Consider the following 21,792-nt stretch of genomic DNA (forward strand, 5'->3'; position numbering starts at 1 on the left):
ATTGGCAATGACGTCAGATCTCAGAAAGTCTTATGATCAAGAATTATTTAAGAAATATAAAAAAGAAGAAATGTCTTATCCTGAAGGAGAAGGAGTACAATTTATTAGAGAATTGAGAGTTCTAAGTAGAATACTTACTATATCTTTAATAAGGAAACTTGATGAAGTTTACAAGTTTACTCCAGAAGAAATTGAGCGTTTGAAGGAATATATGTTAGTTAGCAACTATGATATAAGCAAAAGTCTTTCTGATATAGACAAATATATGCATGCACTATCTGCCTTAATTAGAAACTCTTCACTTGATACAAAAAAGATATTTGAGCTAAATAATCGAATGATAATACACACTACAGCCTTAATTGATTTAGTAACTAGTGGAGTAGTGAAAAAAGAAGAAGCAAAAGAACAATCTGCTGAGGATTTAGAAAAGCTTATCTGTGAACAGTATAAAGGTGCAGCAAACACGCCACTACCGTTGCAGAGCACGCTATTTGAAGTGGATAAAAAAAGTGCTTGAAGAAAGTTTATAGTTAGCCAAAGTAGGTATTTAATAAGCTTAATGTAACCATTATGTATGCTATATAGCAAAACATAGAATGCTTATGATTCCAACTATAGCAATTTTAAGTGGTGGATTTTCTTGTGAGAGAGAAATATCGCTTATGAGCGGAAAAGCAGTGAAGAAGGCGCTCGATAGCCTTTCATATAATGCAATAGAAATAGATGTTGACAGCAATATTGCTGAAAAGCTTAAAAAAATTAATCCGGGCCTTGCTTTTATCGCTCTGCATGGACCTTATGGTGAAGATGGCTGCATTCAAGGTTTATTGGAAATCTTAGGTATAAAATATACACACTCAGGAGTTATGGCTTCTGCCGTTGCTATAAATAAAGTGATGTCAAAGCATATATTTCGATCCCTTAATATCGACACTCCAAAAGGTTATGTAATTAGCCGAGAAGATGTACTAAAAAATAATATTAAAATCGATTATCCGTACGTCTTAAAACCAATTAATGAAGGTTCAAGTATTGGAGTGTACATAATTTTCTCGCACGAGGATTACTTAGAACTGAAAAATAATAGTTCTACTATAATGGAAAAGATGATCGTAGAAGAATACATACCGGGCATAGAGTTACATACTGCTGTATTGCTGGATGAAGCAATTGGCACTATAGAAGTACGACCAAAAAATAAATTCTATGATTATGAAGCAAAGTATACAGATGGATTTGCAGAACATATATTTCCTGCTAAAATTCCTGACAATATATATAAAATGACCTTGGAACACGCACTGAAAATACATCAATTTTTAGGATGCAAAACTATTTCCCGCTCAGATTTCCGTTATAATCCCAAAAATAACACTTTAAAAATGCTTGAGATTAATACACATCCTGGCTTTACTGAGTTATCGTTAGTGCCAGAAATTGCAAAATTGGCAAAAGGAATCAATTTTAATGAATTAGTTAAAATTATTATTGAAGATAGTTTGCAGCACAAAAATATTAGGGATTTAAGTCATGTTGAGCAGTATTACTAGAAGCCAAAGGAGTTTTTTGCGTAAGTGTGCCTTGGTTGTTATCACAGCACTTTTTCTTACGCTAATACTTTACAGCTCACTTGATAAAATAATAAATCGATTTAATTACTACTTTACTTGGTACAATGACTGCCTATCTAGTTTATTACTCAGTAGTGGATTTTCAATCGACGAAGTAGTCGTGAGCGGCAATAAATTTACAAACAAAAAGGATATTCTAAGTTTGACAGATAGAACGCAACCTATCCTGTATATATCACTTTCAAAACTTGCCGGTAACATACAATCCGTAAGCAGATGGATAAAACACGTAAGAGTTCACAGAATTTTGCCCAATACTCTACACATTAATATAGATGAGCATAAACCGTTTGCTCTCTGGAAAGATAATAACAAAACCTCGGTAATTGATTTTGAAGGTAAAGTGATCGTAGATGACTATCTAGTAGATGATCTTGTTGTAATTACAGGACAAAACTCATTATCAAACCTAGAATTTGTTAAAGATGTGTTAGAGAGTAAAACTCAATTAAGTGACCACATTTCTTCTTTTGCTTATATAGGGAATAGAAGATGGAATATCATACTTGATAACGATTCCACAGTAAAACTGCCTGAAGATAACCCTTATAGTGCATGGGACTATTTAAACCACTTACACAATACAACTGATTTTACTTTCAGCGATTGGAGTATTATTGATATGCGTATTACTGATAAAATCTTTGTGAAGAGGTGATCTGCTGTAATCCAAGTAGCCCCTTTTCCTGTCATCCCAGTGCCCAGACACTGGAATCCCGCCGCGAACCGTCATACCGCGATTCATTCGCGGTATCTCTTAACATAGATCCCTTATTTAACCGCCATACCTTAACATAGATCCCGCTAACACGTAGCGGGATGACGAGGTTATCGTCATGTCACCGCGAACCGTCATACCGTCACGAACCGTCATACCGCGATTCATTCGCGGTATCTCAGCCGCTAACAAGAGATCCCGCTAACACGTAGCGGGATGACGGTTGTCGTTTAGCTATAAATATTTAAGAAATTTACCAAACGAAAAAAAAGGCAAAAGAAACCCCGTGGTTGGCTAATTACTTACATTATACTTTCAAGTATGGCGTTTTTTTATTCTAAACGCTTAATAACCGCGATTTAGCTGCTTTTTAATGCAACTAACCTTTAGTCATAAATGTTTAAGAAACTTACTAAACAGAAAAAAAGGCAAAAGAAACCCTAGGGTAGCTAGTTATTCACTATCCATTTTTTAAGTTGGCGTTTTTTTATGTTTTAAATGCTTTATAAGCGCATTTTAGCTTATATTAGGTAAAAACCTAGAAATTTTATAAAGACATAAGGTACACATAGTGCAAAAAATTAAACATGAGACGCCAGATACGTGAGTTTTTTTGTCATTTAATCTGTACAGAGAAGATAAATAAATAGCTTCAGTTTCATGATAAGGGGGCTGGCGAGGTTTGTCAAGGAATTTTTATGCAAGAGATCTATTGAAATGCCCCTGTAAAATTATACTATTAATTAGTACACTATAAATTTAAAATTATAGATATGTTAAGCAAATTGGTAATTTTGCTATTAGTTTTTATACTTCCTTTTTCTTCATACTCATACCAGTTTAGAACCAAAGCAAAGCAAGCAGTAGTCTTAGATTTAGCTTCAGACTCATTCATTTTTGACCATAATTCTGATGAAAAAATGGCCCCATCTTCAATGAGCAAGCTAATGACTTTATATATAGCCTTCGATTATCTAAAAGCTGGAATAATACACATGGAGGATAAATTTCGAGTAAGTAGAAAAGCGTGGGAAAGGAGAGGCTCTTCTATGTTTTTGAAAGAAGGTCAATCCGTTACGGTGAGGGAATTACTTGAAGGAATTACAATAGTCTCAGGCAATGATGCCTGCATAACACTAGCCGAGGGCATTGCAGGATCAGAAGAGAATTTTGTGGCTGAAATGAATGAAGTTGCACAAAATTTGAATCTGAATGACAGTCATTTTGTCAACTCAAGCGGGTGGCCAGATGAAGATCATTTTATGAACGCAAAAGACTTGGTAATGCTGGCAAAAAGGATTTTCACCGATTTTCCTGAATATTATGATTTATTTTCCGAACAATATTTGACATATAATGAAATTGTACAAAAGAATAAAAATCTTCTACTTTTTCACGATATTGGGGTTGATGGCTTAAAAACCGGTTATACAAATGCTGGTGGTTACGGCATTGTAGCATCTGCAAAACGAAATGATAGGAGAATTTTTGCTGTCGTAAATGGTTTAAACACTGAGAAAGAGCGAATAGAAGAAGCAAAAAGATTGATACAATACTCCTTAAATCATTTTAACACTAAGAAAATATTCGTTAAAGACAGCGTAGTTGAGGAAGTAAATGTTCTCTATGGAAAAGATAGAAAAGTGCCTATTACAGTTGCAAACGATGTTACCATAACTTACAACCGCAAATTGCATGACCAAATTAAGGTGCGTATTGAATATAAAGATATGATACCTGCACCCATTAAAAAAGGTCAAGAAGTGGGCAAAGTTTTTGTAGAAATACCAGGTATTGAGCAACAAACTACACCACTTTATGCAGCAAATGACGTGCAGGAATTGAATTTCGTAGAAAAGTTTTTTAGGATGTTGTTTTAAGTTTGATATTAAAGCAATTCCGAAAGAGAGATCTATTGCACTTTAGTGTAGTTTTAACTAACAATTTCTGTTACAATACAAGATTGAAATGTTACGAAAATGTGCTGGTTGTATTTGTTGCTGTCTAGTATCCTAGAGATACTGTGGGCTGTAACGCTAAAGTTTAGTAACAGTTTTACTAAAGTTGTGCCTTCGATTGCAACATTGGTAATTATGATCATTAGCATTTACTTTTTATCTCTTGCAGCATGCTTTCTACCTATTAGGGTATGCTATGCAGTTTCCTCTGGAATATGCACAATTGGAATAACTATAATTGGTGCAACCACTTTCACAGAGAATATTAATTTATCTCAAGTTTTATGTATCGTTTTAATTGTAATAGGAAGCATAGGGCTAAAGCTCTCTATTTAAACCTAAAAATTTATGCATGAATTGGATATATTTACTCTTATCGTCACTAATTGAAGTGTTCTGGGTCATAACACTTAAGCATAGTTATGGATTTACTCATCTCGTACCATCAATAATTAGCATACTCTCCATGGCTCTTAGTACATATTTACTTTCGCTCGCTACACGTTCTATACCTATCGGAGTATGCTATGCAATTTGGACTGGAGTGGGCGCTATAGGAGCTTCGATACTTGGAGTTTACCTATTTGATGAACCAGTTAATTTATTCGAAGTAATATGCTTTATTTTAGTTACATTCGGGATTATAGGATTAAAATTGTTTGATACTGCAAAACAAACTGTTGATAAAATGGAATAAAAGATCCCACTGGGATGAAAGAAGCAGATACTCCATATTGTCATGCAAATTGGAATCCAGACTTTTTTCTATATAGCATGGTGAAGACGGGAAACCGTAACCGTTCACACAATGGCGTCAACTTAAGGAAAAATATCAGCGATAGTGTATAAAATTTCTCTCCAAATTTTTTATCATTAAATTATCCAAAGAGTGCAAGGGACAGCACTTTTGTTTCTATTTTATTGCAACAAAAAAGTTTAAAATGTGTCTTTTTTAGGTGAGGCATGCAAAAAGGAAAAGATCTTATCTTACAAATTAAAAATGCAATATACTCGAAAACTTTTCAGAAAATCCATTGTGTTGAGTTTTACACGAACAAGAAAACTTCCTTTTTCGACAGTATTTTCTATGATTTTAAAGTTAGTTAAAAAAAGTTTGGGAATAGAATGTGAACTTATGGAGCCATTGACATGTACCCTCAAAGCAAGCTTTTTCTAAAGCAAGGTATAAGATTTGCCATACAGGCTTTTTCAAGAATTTAAGCATCCAAACAGCCTATCAGGATGAACCTGAGTTGGAGAGGCTATAGACTTATTGCAGCAGATGGTTCTGGTATGAGATTACCCAGCTCTGGGGAAATTGTATCCGAGTTTGAACCAAATGGAACAACAGGCACCATTGGCAATTTGTTTGTTGATTTGTGTACTTCATTGATTTGCAGTGCTCGTCTTGCAGCTTGGAATATAGGTGAACAAACGTTGGCGGCAGAGCAATTACCCGAAGTTATCACTCAAATGCGTTTATTAAATCAAGAGAAATTATTATTTATCTATGATCGTCTTCAGTAAAATTCATTCAGCAGCATTATAATTTGAAGTAGATTTTATTTTTCGCTTGCAAAAAGAAATTATAGTAAGCTATGGGAACGCTGGCGAATTAGATTTTGATTTTATATTAGAAAATGAAAAGCTAAAAATAAAATGAAAGGACAGAAAGTAAGAGTTATAGTGCTGACATTAGCCAACTGAGAAACAGAGTTTTTGACCGAGACTTTGGAGCAAAGCTTATGTGTTAAGGTGGCACATAGAGGAGTGCTATAAACGACTCAAAGTAGGAGCAGAGTTAGAGAATTTTTCTGGAGAGGCTGTATTACAAGAATTTTGGGCAAACTTGGTCATGTGCAATATATTATCGCTTCATATGTGTGATGCACAAGGGCCTTGGAACCCAGATCAAATTACTGATACCAATTCCCACTGCACAATAAACGGATAGATAACAATGGAAAAAAAAGCCATACTATTGCCTTTCTTTCTCACTCCACAATTAAATAACTCTACAATATCGCTTATTTGATTCACTAATAATGAGAATTGGTATGAGTATCGTTTAAATTTTTCAGTTTTATTTGGTGTAATGAGGCAGAAACTCTATCAGGTACTTATTGCGCCAAAAAACTTTCAAGCCCTTTTTAAGTATACGCGCTAAAGTTAAAATCCGACCGGGACAGCCGCAATAAAGTAGATAAGCCTAAACGCCATCATGTCTTTAGGAGAGTTTGCTAATGAAAGTTCTTAAGTTGACGCCATTGGCTGAACGGATACGATTTATTTCAGTGCATGAGCTGGTCCTTTTCGGGTTTTAGCGCTGTGTACATAACTGCACGAACGTCTAGTTTAGGGGTAAGAAAAATTAGGGCCCGCAAATTAATCCAAACACATAAGTGTAGTGTTACCACCAAATGCTGTAGTGTTAACACTTACAACTTTTTCTGTAGAAAAACGCTGTAAATAATGAGGACCACCAGCTTTTGGCCCAGTGCCAGATAGTCCTCTACCACCAAATGGTTGTATCCCAACTGCTGCACCTATCTGGTTACGGTTGATGTAGACATTTCCAACTGATATTTTTTTACTTATAGTGTCAATTTGACTTTGTATACGACTCTGCAAAGAAAACGTAAGCCCATATCCAGTACTATTTATATCACTTATAACTTCATTTAATTGTGACTTGTTAAAACGTATGATATGTAAAATAGGACCAAATACTTCTTGCTTTAATTGCGAAATTTTTTGTATCTCATAAATATATGGAGGAAAGAAATAACCATTATGAGAATTTGTATCCATGGGTACTTTAAATAACAGATTTGAATCTTCGTCCTCTGACATTTTTTGCGTATGTTGAGTTAGCATATCGATAGATGCTTTGTCAATTATTGGACCAATATCAGTACTAAGTTGTATTGGGTCACCAATCTTGAGTTCTTGCGCTGCACCGCATATCATTTTTATCTGCTTCTCTGCTATGTCCTCTTGAATAAACAGCACTCTAAGTGCAGAACAGCGTTGACCACTGCTACGAAACGCAGAAAGCAAAGCATCCATAGCCACTTGCTCTAAAAGAGCAGAGCTATCAACTATCATAGCATTGAGCCCTCCTGTTTCAGCAATAAGTGGCACAATAGGACCATCCCTATTTGCAAGCATTTTATTGATTATTTGAGCAGTTTGTGTTGAGCCAGTAAAAGCTACTCCGGCAATTCTATTGTCTGGAACTAATATTTTGCCTAAATATCCACCATCCCCAGGAATGAGGTGTAACACATTCTTTGGTATCCCAGCTTCATGTAGTATCTTAACAGCTTCGTAGGCAATAATCGGCGTTTGCTCTGCCGGTTTTGCCAGCACTGCATTACCTGCTGCAAGTGCAGCTGAGACCTGCCCAATGAAGATAGCGAGCGGAAAATTCCACGGTGATATGCATAAGAAAACTCCTCTGCCTTCAAAAAAGATGAAGTTATCTTCACCTGTTGGGCCCGGCAATTTTTTCCAGTCGCTCAGTTCATTTTTTGCTATCATTGCATAATAACGCAGAAAGTCGATTGCCTCTCTTACTTCTGCTATTGCATCGGATAAAATTTTTCCTGCTTCCACAATCAGAATGTAAATTAACTCTTTCATCCTTTCCTCAAGCAAATCTGCAGCTTTTTCAAGGCATTTAGCGCGCTCTTCTGCTGAAACATTCTGCCACTTAGCAAAAGCACTGTGTGCTATTTCAAGAGCGTTTAAAGCTTGATCGCTTGTTGCACTTGACACTTCTCCAATTACATTTTCCAAATGTGCAGGATTCACTACTTCGATAAATTCAGCATTATCAAATAGTGCTTTTCCATCAATTATTGGTCCAATTTGCCACTTTTTTTCACTAAAACCCTTTATATCATCTGCAAATTGTGAGACTATCACAGAATCACTAATATCCATCCCCAAGGAATTTTTTCTTTCTGGTCCCAAAATATCTTGTGGTAATGGAATGCCTGGATGAGGTTCATAATTAAAATTTATAGCTTTTTCCAGTGGATCTGAAATTAACTCATCGATTTTAACGTTAGGATCACTTATTTGATTAACAAACGAACTATTAGCTCCATTTTCAAGAAGGCGTCTTATAAGATAAGGCAACAAGTCACTATGTTCCCCAACGGGTGCGTAGACACGACAGCTAACATTTGTTGCAAGCTCTGACATTGCATAATCATATAAGTCTTTTGCCATTCCATGTAAGCGTTGAAATTCAAATCCAGGGTGGTTTTTATCAGCAAGTTCCATGATAGAAGCAAAAGTATAGACGTTATGAGTTCCAAAGCATGGGTAAAAGCTGTTTGGTTTACTCAAAAGTTTCTGTGCGCACACGAAGTAAGATACGTCAGTATAGCTTTTTCTTGTAAATACTGAGTAATCATTTAATCCCAATTCTTGCGTACGCTTGATTTCTGAATCCCAATATGCACCTTTTACAAGCCTCACCATAATTTTGTGCTTTGATCGGATAGCAACATCTTCAACAAAGTCAAGAACAGATAAAGCGCGCTTTTGATATGCTTGCACAGCCAAGCCAAGCCCTTCCCACTCAGAAAGTGATTCATCAAGCCGTAATTGTTCAAACAAGATTAAGGACATTTCAAGCCTTTCTGTTTCTTCTGCATCTATGCATAATGAAATGTTGTATTTTTTTGCTTCATGACAAAGCTCTAGCAGTTTAGCTCTCAACTCTTCAGCTATATTATCGAATTGACCAAATTCATAACGTGGATGTAACGCAGACAATTTGATTGAAACTCCATGCGATTTAAAACAATCATTTATTTCAGTGGATTCACCTATAGCTTTTATTGAGTGCATGTATGAATTAAAATACTCTTCTGCATCTTCAGCTGTGTGAGCAGTTTCGCCAAGCATATCAAAAGAGTATAAAAACTTACTATTGTCATCTAGTTTTGCATACCTTAAAGCTTCTTCTATGGTTTCTCCAACAACAAAATGATTACCAAGCATAGACATTGCTTGTTTTACTGCTTTGCGAATGATCGGTTCTCCTAAATTCTTAAGTAACTTAGAAATTGCGTAATAGAACTTCGAATCGCCTTCATTATCTCTCAATATACTGCTACCTATCATCAAGCTCCATGTGGAAGCATTGACAAACAACGAAGAAGAGTGCCCTAAATATTTATTCCATTCCTGATTGGCAATTTTATCTTTGATTATTTCGTCTATTGTATAATCATCTGGTATTCTAAGTAGTGATTCAGCAAGGCACATCAATGCTATTCCTTCATCATTGGAAAGCGAGTATTGCTGCATAAAGGAATCTACAATACTTAATTTATTGTGTTTGATTTTTTCAATAACTTGTTTTGCAATATTATAAATTCTATTTTTTGAATCAGCCGAAAGCTCTGCTTTTTCTACAAGATAACGTATATAACTCTTTTCATCAGTACGATAAAATCCTTGTAAACGTTTTCTGAGTTCATTAGGTTCTTGTATAGAGCTTATCATATATAATTATCTCCAAAAAATACTCCGACACCATATGTATGGTGAAATTATATCATAACTTTGCGCAGAGCAAATTGCTATTTACAAAGGGATCAGGGCTGGCTAAAAGAAGTCCATGCAATAACTTCACTAAATCAAAAAGATTGTGCAAGTATGTAGCTCAACACTCCACCACACATCAAGTATTTAGTCTCAGTTGCGGTTTGTACACAGCATTTGAGTTGAATTGATTGTTCAGAATTATCCTTTCCTTTGATGATACATTCTAGATTTCCACCTGGCACTATTTCACCTTTTATGCTTATTACCTTACTACCATCAAATATCTTTCTGGTTATTCCATTTTGGAATATAAGTGGAAGAACACCCATACCAACTAAGTTGGACCTATGTATACGCTCAAAGCTTTCTGCAATTACAACTTTAATCCCCAACAATAAAGTACCCTTTGCTGCCCAATCCCTACTTGAACCTGTGCCATACTCCTTTCCTGCCACAATGATGAGAGCTTCCTTGTAGCGCATCGCCGCATCAAAAATTGGCATAGTTTCTTGAGAAGGAATATATTTTGTATATCCACCTTCGGTGCTAACCATTTCATTTTTTATTCTAATGTTAGCAAAAGTCCCACGCATCATTACATTGTGATTACCACGGCGAGACCCGTATGAATTGAAATCCCGTGGTTCAATTCCAAGCCCTTTTAAATATAGACCGGCAGGACTACTCGAGGCAATATTTCCCGCAGGGGAAATATGATCAGTAGTTATGCTATCGCCAAACATTGCTAATATTTGTGCATCCTTTATATCGATTTTATTATTTTTAGGTGATAAGTTATCAAAATAAGGCGGATTTTGTATGTAAGTACTGTTTGCATCCCAATTATAGATTTCACTTTTTTCACACTTTATCTTCCGCCAATGTTCATCACCAGAAAAAACATCCTTATACTTTTGTATAAACATCTCACGTGTTACCACACTTTTAACACAATCTTCGATTTCATTGTTTGTTGGCCATATATCTTTGAGATAGACATCATTTCCATTCTTATCTTTGCATATTGAATCTTTTGTCAGATCAATTTGCACAGTACCAGCAAGTGCATATGCAACAACAAGTGGCGGAGATGCCAAGTAATTAGCTTTGACTAACGGATGAATTCTTCCTTCAAAGTTACGATTGCCAGATAAAACTGCAGCAACGGTTAAGTTTTTGTTTTTAATGCCATCTTCTATATCTTTATTAAGTGGACCAGAATTCCCAATGCAAGTTGTGCAACCATATCCAACTAGATTAAAACCCAAAGCATTTAGATCTACCTGCAATCCAGACTTTTCTAAATATTCTGTTACAACTTGTGACCCTGGAGCAAGAGAAGTTTTAACCCAAGGCTTTGATTTTAATCCAAGTTTAATTGCATTACGAGCTACAAGACCTGCAGCAATCATCACACTTGGATTTGAAGTATTAGTGCAGCTTGTTATTGCTGCAATAACTACACTTCCATCTTGGAGTTTATCGCTTTCCTTTGACTCATTAACTGAAAATGATTTAGAAAAAGACTCTGCCACTTGTGAAAGAAAAACCTTATCTTGTGGTCTTTTAGGACCAGCCATTACTGGCTTCACGCTCGATAAATCAAGTTCTAGTGCGTCAAAAAATGCTAACTCATTATTGCCACGCCACAATCCTTGCTCTTTCGCATAAGCCTCAACTAACTTAATCAGCTTTTCTGGTCGCCCTGTTAAATGTAAATAATCGAGTGTTTTCTGATCAATTGGAAAAAACCCACAAGTTGCACCATACTCTGGGGCCATGTTTGCTATAGTGGCTCTATCTGCCAAAGATAAATAATCTAAACCATCACCATAAAATTCTACAAACTTACCAACAACGCCTTTTGTTCTTAGGATATTGGTAACCGTCAGCACTAAATCAGTCGCAGTTACTCCTTCCGGCAGTCTGCCAATTAATTTAAATCCAACTACTTCTGGAATCACCATACTAATTGGTTGACCAAGCATCACAGACTCAGCTTCTATGCCTCCAACACCCCAACCAAGAACTGATAACCCGTTAACCATTGTAGTATGGCTGTCAGTACCAACTAAAGTATCAGGATATATGACTCCATCATTATTACACACAACTTGCGCTAAATATTCAAGGTTCACTTGGTGGCAAATCCCTGTGCCAGGCGGCACTACTCTAAAATTTGTGAAGGACGATTCTCCCCACTTTAAAAATTGATATCTCTCCAAATTTCTTTTTACTTCTAACTCAACATTCTTACTGAATGCGGAAACACTTCCATAACTATCTACTTGAACAGAATGGTCAATCACAAGATCAACCGGTACAGACGGATTTATATTGCTTGGGTTTCCTCCATTTTTCTTAACATAGTCCCGCATTGAAGCTAGATCAACAACAGCAGGAACCCCTGTAAAATCTTGCATCAACACCCTTGCTGGTTTATAGCTAATTTCGTGATTAGTGTGTTTATTAACGCAGTCTGCTAGTACTCTTATGTCATCTAGCTTTACGTTTACTCCATCTTCATTGCGCAATAAACTTTCAAGCAGAACCTTAAGTGAGCAAGGCAATTTAGTCACATCTATTCCTAAAAATTCACTAGCACTACTTAGGCTAAAATAGTTGTATGACTTCCCGTCAATGTTTAAAGTCGTTTTTGCATTTAAAGAATTGTTCATCCTATCACACTATATTAGTTAAAATTGGAATTACTACCGTTACTTTTTTGTTGTTGACCTTGCTGCTCATACATAGTTTCAAAATCTATAGGATCTAGCATCAGTGGGGGAAATCCACCACTACTTGTAACTCTTGCAATTATTTCTCTTGCAAAAGGGAAAAGAAAAGTAGGTCCGCCAATAAACAAAGCTTGTCTTACCTCTTCCTCACTCAACTCTTTTAAATTTTCTATTGAAAAAATGCCACAATATTTCGTCTCACAAATGAAAGCTACACCATCTTTTATGCCTTCATCTTTTACCGTTGCTTTGACTTCTATATGCAAAGTAATTTCATGAAAAGATTTTTCTTCATTCACTTCTTCTTTGTTTTTCGTCCCTTCTAATTTTGCTGAATTGATATTAACCATTACATTAATATCTGGAGCTTTACTAGAAGAAAGGAATGGCGAATTCGGATTCTCAAATGATAGATCTTTAACATATTGACCGTGAATTCTCATTTTTTGTTGTGGCATTTCTTACGTCTCCTTTAATTAAGTTGAGATATTTAATACTTTCTTATATAATATATTCATTTACAAACGAATAGCAAACCTGATTATAAGTTGATATGAAAAACATATTTTCATTAATAATTAATAATGTTCGGATACTTTATATGCCAAGGAGTTGAGTTACTATGATAGAGCTTGTAATATATGCTTTATTAGCGGCGTTCATTTTTTCACGTTTGTATAATTCTTTAGGAAGGTCAGCCAACCTCAACCTAAAAAAGCTAACTAATGTATTGGATGTAAGCCGAAGTAGAGAAGATGTAGTAGAAAACATTGAGGGTTACATTGATAGCAATGATGAAAATTCAATAAAAGTTACTTATAAACAAATATTAAAAAAAAACAAAGATTTTTCTATTTCCCACTTTATAGAAGGTTCAAGCATAGCTTTTGAATTAATAATAAAATGTTTCAATCAAGGAAATTTGTCTCAGTTAAAACCACTTCTCGATAAAGACTTATATGATAATTTTGCAGAGAAGATTAAACATCGTAAAGAGGTGCACGAGTCTATAATTGTTTCTATCGTTTCACAAAAGATTTTAGAAATAAAGCTAGTAAAAAACGCAGTGTTTATTGCAGTATATTTCCTTTCAGAGCAAATTAACTTCGTTAAGAACAATGAAGGAGATATAATATCAGGTAGTACATCCACTATTAATAAAGTTGAGGATGTATGGCAATTCAAAAAAAATGTTAATTCATCAGACCCAAGCTGGTTGCTTGTTTCTATTCACTATAAAAAGACAAGTAACGATAAGACAAATGATAAGTAAGATGAGTTTTATTTGAAATGGAAAGCAAGCTACGCGAAATAGTACTTGACACTGAAACGACAGGTCTTGACACTGAATCTGGTCATCGAATTATTGAAATAGGGTGTGTGGAATTAATTAACCGCATTCCAACAGGTAAAGTATTCCATCGGTACCTTAACCCAGAAAGAGATATACCTTATCACTCGTTTAAGATTCACGGTATTAGTGAAGAATTTTTAGAAGATAAACCATTATTTTCAGATGTTGCACTTGAATTTCTTGACTTTATATCTAATGATATTTTGGTAATTCACAACGCTGAATTCGATGTTAAGTTCCTTAACATGGAGTTAAGCAAGCTGAATGCTAGGTTAATTTCCTCAGACAGAGTGCTAGATACATTACCTCTTGCGAGGAAAAAATTCGCAGGATCACCTGCTTCTTTGAATGCATTATGTAAGCGTTTTGATATATCGCTAGAGAATAGAGAATTGCACGGAGCACTAGTTGATGCTCAATTGCTTGCAAAGGTATATGTTGAACTTACAGGAGGGTTACAAACCTTTCTGTTTGATAATGAATGCAATCAGGACAGTAACTCCACATTCGTTCAGCATAAAGTACGTAATCTAACTCCCAGAGAACATTTACCAAATAGTGAAGAAATTGATGAACATAAGAAACTGTTAGACAAAATTAACAATACACTTTGGAATAAATATATTGAATAGGTTAACCAATAAAGATACAATTCAATTTTACTGAGAGCATTCTAATGGTAAGGTTTATAAGATTATTATCTAATGTGCTAGCAGCATTAGCAGTTGTTTTTTTAGGTTATTGTTATTTCACTAAAAAAGGCATATTTGCCCCAGCAGCGATTCACAACGCAGAAGTTAAGATAGGCGGAGGTTTTTCTTTAATTAATCAGGACGGACAGATCTTGCGCAGTAGTGATTTTAAAGATAAATACATGATGATTTTCTTTGGGTTTTCCTCATGCAAAAGAATTTGCCCTATGAACCTTGGAATAATTTCAGAAACACTTGCAAAGTTAGATGAGAAAACTAACAACAAGCTACAAACATTCTTCATCACAGTCGATCCTGAGCGCGATAGCACGGAAAGACTTAAAGAATTTCAGCAGCAATTTGACCACAGAATACAAATGTTAACTGGTGAAAGAGAAAAAATAGACGAAGTAATTGCAAAGTATAAAGTATATGCTAGCAAAGTTGGTGGAGAAGAAGAAATCAACCATTCTTCAATAATGTACCTTATTGGCCCTGGAGGAAAATATGTTACACACTTTGCAGCTGATTTAAATTCAGACGAAAGTCAATCTGATAAGATTTTGGCTGAGATAAGAAAATACGTAAACTGAATTATAGATTTTTCTGTTAATTAGTCGAGCATGCAACTGCATGAGCATTATGATTTGAGAGCAATCTCCATGGGAAGACACACACAACTGTACGAACGTTGTAGTTTGGGAGCAATTCCCACCAGTGGGGTGTCATCCCAGTGCCCAGACACTGGGATCCAGCTTCTATGCAACTTAATTAAAAACGTTTGTTTTAGCGTAAGACAACTACCTTTAGCTCATCAGCTCAGTTATAAGCAAAATTTCTGGATTCCAGTGGGCTTTGTTGCATCGCTACTTATGAAAGGCTAACTATAGTTAGGATTATAAGTAACTTATTGAAAATCTTGTTTTTTTGCAATCAATCTGATCAAATTTAAGAATAGTAATTTATTATTTACATTAATAAATTTAATTCTATTGAAAATAGCTAAAGCATTGAAATTCTTGAATTTTAGCCGGATTAGTGAGTGGTAGTGAAATTTCTTTTACTCAAATTTAGGTATTCACTGACCGTTCTTGTTATAAATACCAGAATAATAAGCTACTGATATTCTCCATCTTTTTTATCTTTAATCCATCATAGCTAGCGATGCAACAAAGCCATTCCAGTGTCAAGCACTGGAATGACATCATCTGTTGTGCAATTTACCTTCAAAAATGAATGTTCGTACAGTTATGGAAGACACATTGGAATGACACTATTTGCTGTCTTCAAAAATAAACATTCGTAAAGTTGTGCTTTTAATATGGGTTATCAGTTTAAAAATGTTGCTAATCAGCATATATGAATGTAATATTAATTAACATTCATAAACGAAGCAATACCATGGAAAATAGTTATAATGCCGATGCAATAAAAATCTTAAGGGGTCTTGATGCTGTAAGGAAACGTCCAGGTATGTATATTGGTGACACTGACGATGGATCTGGCTTGCACCACATGGTATATGAGGTTGTTGATAACGCAATAGATGAATCTTTAGCTGGGTATTGTGATAAAATTGAAGTTAGCATAAATAAAGATGGTTCAGTATCAGTAACCGACAATGGTCGTGGCATTCCAACTGACATTCATGAAGAAGAAGGAATATCAGCAGCAGAGGTAATAATGACTCAACTCCATGCTGGTGGTAAATTTGACAGCAATACCTATAAAGTTTCTGGGGGATTACATGGTGTTGGAATCTCAGTTGTGAATGCATTATCAAGCTGGTTGGAATTAATTATTTGGCGCAATAAGAAAGAACACTTTATGCGTTTTGAAGATGGTGAGTCTATTGAACCTTTAAAGGTAGTCAACGAAAATACAAACAAAAGAGGAACTAAAGTCACGTTCATGCCATCAACAGAGACTTTTAATGGCATTAATTTCAGTTACTCAACGCTTGAAAGTCGTATAAGAGAATTAGCATTTTTAAATTCAAATATCGACATTACTTTACGTGATCTGCGCAATGAACCATATACAGAATCTCATTTCAATCAGAGCAATCAATCTAAAGACAATTTTGGTACAGCAAATTTTGTGCAGTATTTAGATAAGAATAAGACACATGTAACTAAAATTGCCAGTATGAAAGGAGATGCAGAAGATCTTGGCATCAGCTTGGAAATATCGATGGAATGGAATGATTCCTACTATGAGAATATGTTGTGTTTCACTAATAATATACGGCAACGAGATGGTGGTACGCATTTGGCAGGATTTAGATCTGCACTAACTAGATGTATCAATACCTATGCAACTAATGAAGGGTTTTTAAAGAAAGCAAAAGTAAATTTAACTGGAGAGGACGTTAGAGAAGGTTTAACTTGTGTTTTATCTCTTAAGATGCCTGATCCTAAGTTTTCTTCACAAACAAAAGATAAACTAGTTAGTTCTGAAGCACGTGCAGTTGTAGAAAGTATAGTTTCTGATAAATTGAGCACAATCCTTGAAACTGATCCCAAATTGGCAGCAAGCATAGTAGAAAGAGCAATCAGGTCAGCAAAAGGAAGAGAAGCTGCAAGAAAAGCGCGCGAGCTAGTTAAAAGCAAAAACAATATTGATATTGCAACTCTGCCAGGAAAGCTTGCTGATTGTCAGGAAAAAGCTCCTGAGTTATCGGAATTATTTATAGTAGAGGGTAATTCAGCAGGTGGTACTGCAAAGCAGGGGCGTAATCGTAAAACACAAGCAGTGCTTGCCTTAAGAGGAAAAATTCTAAACGTAGAACGTGTAAGTTTAGATCGTATTTTTTCATCTGCAGAAATAGGCTCTTTAATTACTGCAATTGGTGCTGGAATAGGGAGTGAACACTTCGATATTGAAAAAGCTAGATATCATAAAATTATCATCATGACAGATGCAGATGTTGATGGTTCACATATAAGAACTTTGATTCTAACTTTCTTTTTTAGACATATGCGTGAAGTTATTGAAAAAGGTTACTTATACATAGCACAGCCACCCCTCTATAAAGTTACAAAGAATGCCAAAGACACTTATATTAAAGATGACGAAACTTTTGAAGAGTATATAATAAACTCAGCAGTTAAAAGATTAACACTAAGTGGTACAGCTACAGAATTTAACAACTTGCGCCTTATTTTGAATAAATGCGTTAGCACTTCTAATATTAGCAAAAATTATGATAGAGAAATACCACAAAATCTCTTAGAGTCATTGCTAATTTTAAGTAAAAAGAATGCTCTATCATCGGCTGATGAGATATTAAAGTATTTGAAGTTAATGTACAGCGAATACACTTGGGAAGTGGAAATAAAAGATGAAGAAAAAGAAATTCATATCTCTAAATTGTTTCAAGGGTTGGCAGACAAATATATATTTGCGCTTAGTATGCTTGAAGGCAAAGATATGCAAAACATATTAAGTTTGCTTGATGGTATAAGTAATTTATTTAATGGTGATTCATTTTTAAAGTCACAAGAAACTGAAATAAGAATCACTTCTCCAAGTACGCTTGCAAAAATAATAATGGACTATGGTAAAAAAGGTTTAACTCTGCAGAGATTTAAAGGTCTTGGTGAAATGAATGCTGATCAGCTATGGGATACTACGTTAAATCCTGAGGCTAGAACTTTATTAAAGGTTGAAATAAAAGATTGTGAAGAAGCTGATTCCATATTTTCAATATTAATGGGTGATATAGTTGAACCACGCCGTGATTTTATTAATAGCAATGCACTTAATGTGCATGATGTTGATATTTGAACTTTTAGCAAAATGTACGAACGTTACGGGTTTAAGCAAAGACTGTGTCATTCAAGTAGCTGACACTGGTTCCTTTATAACGGTGTCATTCCAGTGCTTGACACTGGAATCCAGGTTGCTCACAAGCAAACTAGCATAGAAAGTGGTTACAACGTTTTCGATGAGATTGCAGAAAGGCTGGATTCCAGTGTCAAGCACTGGAATGAAAGCAGTCCTACGTCATGCCGCGATTCATTCGCGGTATCTCTAGATCCCGCTAACAAGCAGCGGGATGACGGTTGTCAGGGTGTCATCCCACTACCTTCTCCTGTCATCCCAGTGCCTCCCTCCCCTGTCATCCAAGTAGCTTGACACTTGTATCTTTATGATGTGAGGCATTAGAGCTAAAATACCTCACAGGGAGGGTGAAGCTGATGCAACGCTAATGCCATTAAGGCCGAATCCCAGATTTTGCTTCCCTCCCATAGAGTTATAGCTCTTCTCATAATAATCCCAATAAGGTAAGAATGGATTTATGGTAGAGGGGTTTGTATGCCAGCAGCGTATAGTTACGACTTAAGGAAAAAAGCAATGGAAGCAATGGAAGCAATGGAAGCAATGGAAGCATTGGATGAAGGAGAAAGTAGAGCAACTGTTGCCAAGTGACCTTACCCAGAAAAAGTGGAGAGAAAGAAAAGAGTTTTTTTGGGTAAAATAAAATTTTGGAGGATTAGAAATGGTAAGAGAATATACAGCAGAATTCAAATTGGAAGCTGTTAAACTGGCAAATGAACAAAGAAAGGTAGGTCAACCAGTTGCAAAAGTAGCAAGAGATCTAGGAATAAGGGATAGTGTATTAGGAAAATGGATAAAGAAACACAACGAAAAAAAGTCGGCGGCAAATGCATTTCCAGATGTAGCACCTTATGACAAAGAGAGGTTTGATTTACAAAGCAAGAGTAACAAGGGAAAGAGACATTAAAAAAAAAGCCCTGGCCAGTCAAAAAGAGTAAAATATTTTTTTATATAGTAACTGCTATAAAGTACAGGAATTATGTAGGATTTTCTGCTAGTGGCTACTATAAGTGGACCACAAGAAAAATAAGCAGTAGAGAATCAGCAAATAAAGAGCTACTCGCAGCTATTCAAAAAATATATCAAGTTTCTAAATGTAGATATGGAGCTCCTAAAATTCATGCTGAATTGAAGGCTTTGGGTAAAAGTTGCAATTTGAAAACGGTGCAAAGTATTATGCAGAAAAATGACATCAGGGCTATACTGAGAAGAAAGTTTAAAATTAAAAAACAACAAACAGATAATAGAGCTGTAGCTCCCAATATACTAGATCAAAACTTTATTGTTGATCAACCAAATAAAGTATGGGATTACTTACATCAAAACCAAGGAGGGATGGCTATATTTGGCAGCAATAATTCTCACGTATGGTAGTTAATGAGTAGTGCAATAAATAAACAATTGGTTATGAACTCTTTATTAATGGCCATTAATAGGCGTAAACCTGTTAAAATCTACTGCTGCACAGTGACCAAGGTTCACAATATACTGCGCAAGGGTATCAATATCTCTTAGCTGTAAAGAATATAGATGAGTAATAAAGGCTGTTGTTACGACAATTCTGTTGCAGAAAGCTTCTTTAGCTCATTGAAAAGAGAAATACTTATTGATACTTCACAACACTCTGCTCAACAAACTAGAACTGCAATATTTGAATACATAGAAATTTTTTATAACAAACAACGTCACTATTAACTATTGCATTCCAGAACAATTTGATGCATCATTCTTTTTGTAAAAAACATTCCACACTTTCTCTCCACTTTTTCTGGGTAAGGTCAGTCAAACCTCCATTTTTTTTATATCAATTTATTACTTTTTTTTCGGTTTGACACACTTTTTTGAACCATACGCGTCAAGTTAAGAGATTGTAAGTAAATTCAGGGAAGTTAAGGTAGATACTCTAGTTTTTCTGTACTTGTCTTTTAATGAAAATCGAGACCAAGTTATGGTAAGCTTTTTAAGAAAAACTTTCAAACTATTAACTTTATTCTTTAGTGCTAAAAATAACTCTATAACCCGCCTTTTTAGCTCAATAAATGCCTTTGTTAAGCTAAGTTCTGTATTCTTTTTCACTTCTGTGCAACCAACTATGCCGTGAAATATAAGAATTGCGCACAATTTAGCATATAGTTCACATAATACTCTGCATGGCTTTCCTTTTAGCTTATCAAGTCTGATATGGCTTTTATACAATTTAAATAATAACTCAATTTGCCACCTTACTCTGTAAATCGTTAATACTTGCTCAGCACTAATTTTATTTTCTGGAACATTAGTTATAAATATTGACCAGTTCAACAATTTTTGATTTCTTTTAGAGGATGTATATCCCTGCGATCTTGCTAATCTATTAGCTTTCCTTCTTCTGGCCATAGACTGTTCTTCAGTTAGTTTCTGACATATAATTCTTACTCTAATTTTTGCTTCTTTTCCTAACAATACCTCGTTTTCTAAAAAATAACTTATCCTCTAAACATTCTAATAACTCCATTTTTGATTTGTTTCTACATCATATATGTTGGTATCGGTTTATAACGACTTATGAAATAAGCTCCTATTTCATTGATTTGTTTAAAAGAACTTGGCACAAAATAACCGAGATCAGATATTAGCAAATCATTGCTTAATATATTACTTAAATGTTTCCTATATCCCTGGTCTGATCTTACTCCCTCCGTTAAATTAAGTTGGTCTATTATCTGATTCATGTAGTCGAAAACTAATTGTAACTTTATTCCAGATTTAGTATTGCTTTCATAGCCACTGTAGCTAGTACCATAACCTTTATACATCTCTTCCATACTGTTAGGTAGAGTAATATAGCTACTGTCCAATAATTTAACACTATTAAATTGCTGTAAGATTTTGCAATCAACTTGCAAGATATTTTTGAAGAGAAGCACAGATTCATTATACATCCTTTTCATAAATTCCACTGCTTCTTCAGTAAATCTAAAATCCAAACCTTGTTTTGTTATATCTATCGAGTCCTCGTTTAGTAATTGACACATTGTTTCTACGCTACAATTATCAACCCCTATATTACCCAAGACCATGGCTTTTACGAACGATGAACCTTTTAGCTTTCTCTTTCTTTTTATAAACCTTGTTGTAATTGAGATTTTGTCTGCTTTTTCATTAAAAAATTCTTTGAGCTTTTTTGATAAGCTAGTTATTTTATTCATTGGTTCTCTCACTAAAAGTATTTCTGGGAGAACTTATACCTTATTATTCTATCTCTTTCATACCTTTATTTCCTTAACTTGACGCGTATGCTTTTTTGA

At 35.0% G+C, this 21,792-nt stretch carries 16 protein-coding genes and 4 pseudogenes; 16 read left to right on the forward strand and 4 right to left on the reverse strand.

The features are described from left to right. The first annotated feature begins 7 nt into the window (after positions 1 to 7). The 8 genes and pseudogenes from J4T77_RS00475 to J4T77_RS00510 form a co-directional block, all read left to right on the forward strand. Entirely contained in the window at positions 8 to 520 is a 513-nt protein-coding gene (locus J4T77_RS00475; protein WP_223823047.1) for a hypothetical protein, read from the forward strand. A 79-nt stretch (positions 521 to 599) separates the two neighbouring features. Continuing rightward, positions 600 to 1,553: a D-alanine--D-alanine ligase gene (locus J4T77_RS00480; protein ID WP_010082603.1), complete on the forward strand. Its 954-nt coding sequence runs from the start codon at positions 600 to 602 to the stop codon at positions 1,551 to 1,553. Next, positions 1,534 to 2,292, forward strand: coding sequence for a cell division protein FtsQ/DivIB (locus J4T77_RS00485; protein ID WP_010962363.1), 759 nt, complete (start codon positions 1,534 to 1,536; stop codon positions 2,290 to 2,292). The genes J4T77_RS00480 and J4T77_RS00485 overlap by 20 nt, the downstream gene beginning before the upstream one ends. A gap of 833 nt (positions 2,293 to 3,125) precedes the next feature. After that, on the forward strand, positions 3,126 to 4,232 hold the full coding sequence (locus J4T77_RS00490; protein WP_190321122.1) for a D-alanyl-D-alanine carboxypeptidase family protein: 1,107 nt from the start codon (positions 3,126 to 3,128) through the stop codon (positions 4,230 to 4,232). A gap of 99 nt (positions 4,233 to 4,331) precedes the next feature. Further along, on the forward strand, positions 4,332 to 4,646 hold the full coding sequence (locus tag J4T77_RS00495; protein WP_010082606.1) for a DMT family transporter: 315 nt from the start codon (positions 4,332 to 4,334) through the stop codon (positions 4,644 to 4,646). A gap of 16 nt (positions 4,647 to 4,662) precedes the next feature. Further along, on the forward strand, positions 4,663 to 5,007 hold the full coding sequence (locus J4T77_RS00500; protein ID WP_006279756.1) for a DMT family transporter: 345 nt from the start codon (positions 4,663 to 4,665) through the stop codon (positions 5,005 to 5,007). Between the two features lie 266 nt (positions 5,008 to 5,273). Continuing rightward, a pseudogene (locus J4T77_RS00505) lies at positions 5,274 to 6,231 on the forward strand (transposase); the annotation flags it as partial. A 138-nt stretch (positions 6,232 to 6,369) separates the two neighbouring features. Further along, positions 6,370 to 6,554 (forward strand): annotated as a pseudogene (locus J4T77_RS00510) (IS4-like element ISWosp8 family transposase); the annotation flags it as partial. 141 nt (positions 6,555 to 6,695) lie between these two features. Here the strand turns inward: J4T77_RS00510 and putA are convergent. From putA to secB, 3 genes are all read right to left on the reverse strand, one after another. Next, complete coding sequence (putA, locus tag J4T77_RS00515; protein ID WP_190321123.1) at positions 6,696 to 9,836, reverse strand: bifunctional proline dehydrogenase/L-glutamate gamma-semialdehyde dehydrogenase PutA; 3,141 nt, start codon at positions 9,834 to 9,836, stop codon at positions 6,696 to 6,698. Positions 9,837 to 9,970: 134 nt separating this feature from the next. Then, positions 9,971 to 12,556, reverse strand: coding sequence for an aconitate hydratase AcnA (acnA, locus tag J4T77_RS00520; RefSeq protein WP_190321124.1), 2,586 nt, complete (start codon positions 12,554 to 12,556; stop codon positions 9,971 to 9,973). A gap of 14 nt (positions 12,557 to 12,570) precedes the next feature. Continuing rightward, complete coding sequence (gene secB / locus J4T77_RS00525; RefSeq protein WP_006279761.1) at positions 12,571 to 13,074, reverse strand: protein-export chaperone SecB; 504 nt, start codon at positions 13,072 to 13,074, stop codon at positions 12,571 to 12,573. A gap of 164 nt (positions 13,075 to 13,238) precedes the next feature. On the opposite strand from secB, the gene J4T77_RS00530 reads away from it, so the two are divergent. The 8 genes and pseudogenes from J4T77_RS00530 to J4T77_RS07460 all read left to right on the forward strand — a co-directional run bounded on the left by J4T77_RS00530 (position 13,239) and on the right by J4T77_RS07460 (position 20,243). Further along, entirely contained in the window at positions 13,239 to 13,889 is a 651-nt protein-coding gene (locus J4T77_RS00530; protein WP_010962367.1) for a Tim44/TimA family putative adaptor protein, read from the forward strand. Between the two features lie 17 nt (positions 13,890 to 13,906). Beyond that, the gene (gene dnaQ, locus J4T77_RS00535) at positions 13,907 to 14,602 is read left to right on the forward strand and encodes a DNA polymerase III subunit epsilon (RefSeq protein ID WP_010082574.1); all 696 of its coding nucleotides are present in this window, start codon (positions 13,907 to 13,909) and stop codon (positions 14,600 to 14,602) included. Positions 14,603 to 14,646: 44 nt separating this feature from the next. Continuing rightward, a complete protein-coding gene (locus J4T77_RS00540; protein WP_190321125.1) occupies positions 14,647 to 15,255 on the forward strand; it encodes an SCO family protein in 609 nt (202 codons plus the stop codon). A 69-nt stretch (positions 15,256 to 15,324) separates the two neighbouring features. Further along, entirely contained in the window at positions 15,325 to 15,546 is a 222-nt protein-coding gene (locus J4T77_RS00545) for a hypothetical protein (protein ID WP_148142727.1), read from the forward strand. A gap of 299 nt (positions 15,547 to 15,845) precedes the next feature. Next, positions 15,846 to 15,968 (forward strand): hypothetical protein, encoded by a 123-nt coding sequence (locus J4T77_RS06980; RefSeq protein WP_010962370.1) that lies wholly within the window; start codon positions 15,846 to 15,848, stop codon positions 15,966 to 15,968. 95 nt (positions 15,969 to 16,063) lie between these two features. After that, positions 16,064 to 18,451 (forward strand): DNA topoisomerase (ATP-hydrolyzing) subunit B, encoded by a 2,388-nt coding sequence (gene gyrB, locus J4T77_RS00550; protein WP_010962371.1) that lies wholly within the window; start codon positions 16,064 to 16,066, stop codon positions 18,449 to 18,451. A gap of 93 nt (positions 18,452 to 18,544) precedes the next feature. Continuing rightward, the gene (locus J4T77_RS00555; protein ID WP_010962372.1) at positions 18,545 to 18,802 is read left to right on the forward strand and encodes a hypothetical protein; all 258 of its coding nucleotides are present in this window, start codon (positions 18,545 to 18,547) and stop codon (positions 18,800 to 18,802) included. A gap of 364 nt (positions 18,803 to 19,166) precedes the next feature. Further along, a pseudogene (locus J4T77_RS07460) lies at positions 19,167 to 20,243 on the forward strand (IS3 family transposase). A gap of 122 nt (positions 20,244 to 20,365) precedes the next feature. Here J4T77_RS07460 and J4T77_RS00575 read toward each other — a convergent pair. Beyond that, a pseudogene (locus J4T77_RS00575) lies at positions 20,366 to 21,693 on the reverse strand (IS4-like element ISWen1 family transposase). Between the last annotated feature and the right edge of the window lie 99 nt (positions 21,694 to 21,792).

The organism is Wolbachia endosymbiont of Drosophila innubila (assembly GCF_021378375.1).
Classification (GTDB): domain Bacteria; phylum Pseudomonadota; class Alphaproteobacteria; order Rickettsiales; family Anaplasmataceae; genus Wolbachia; species Wolbachia pipientis.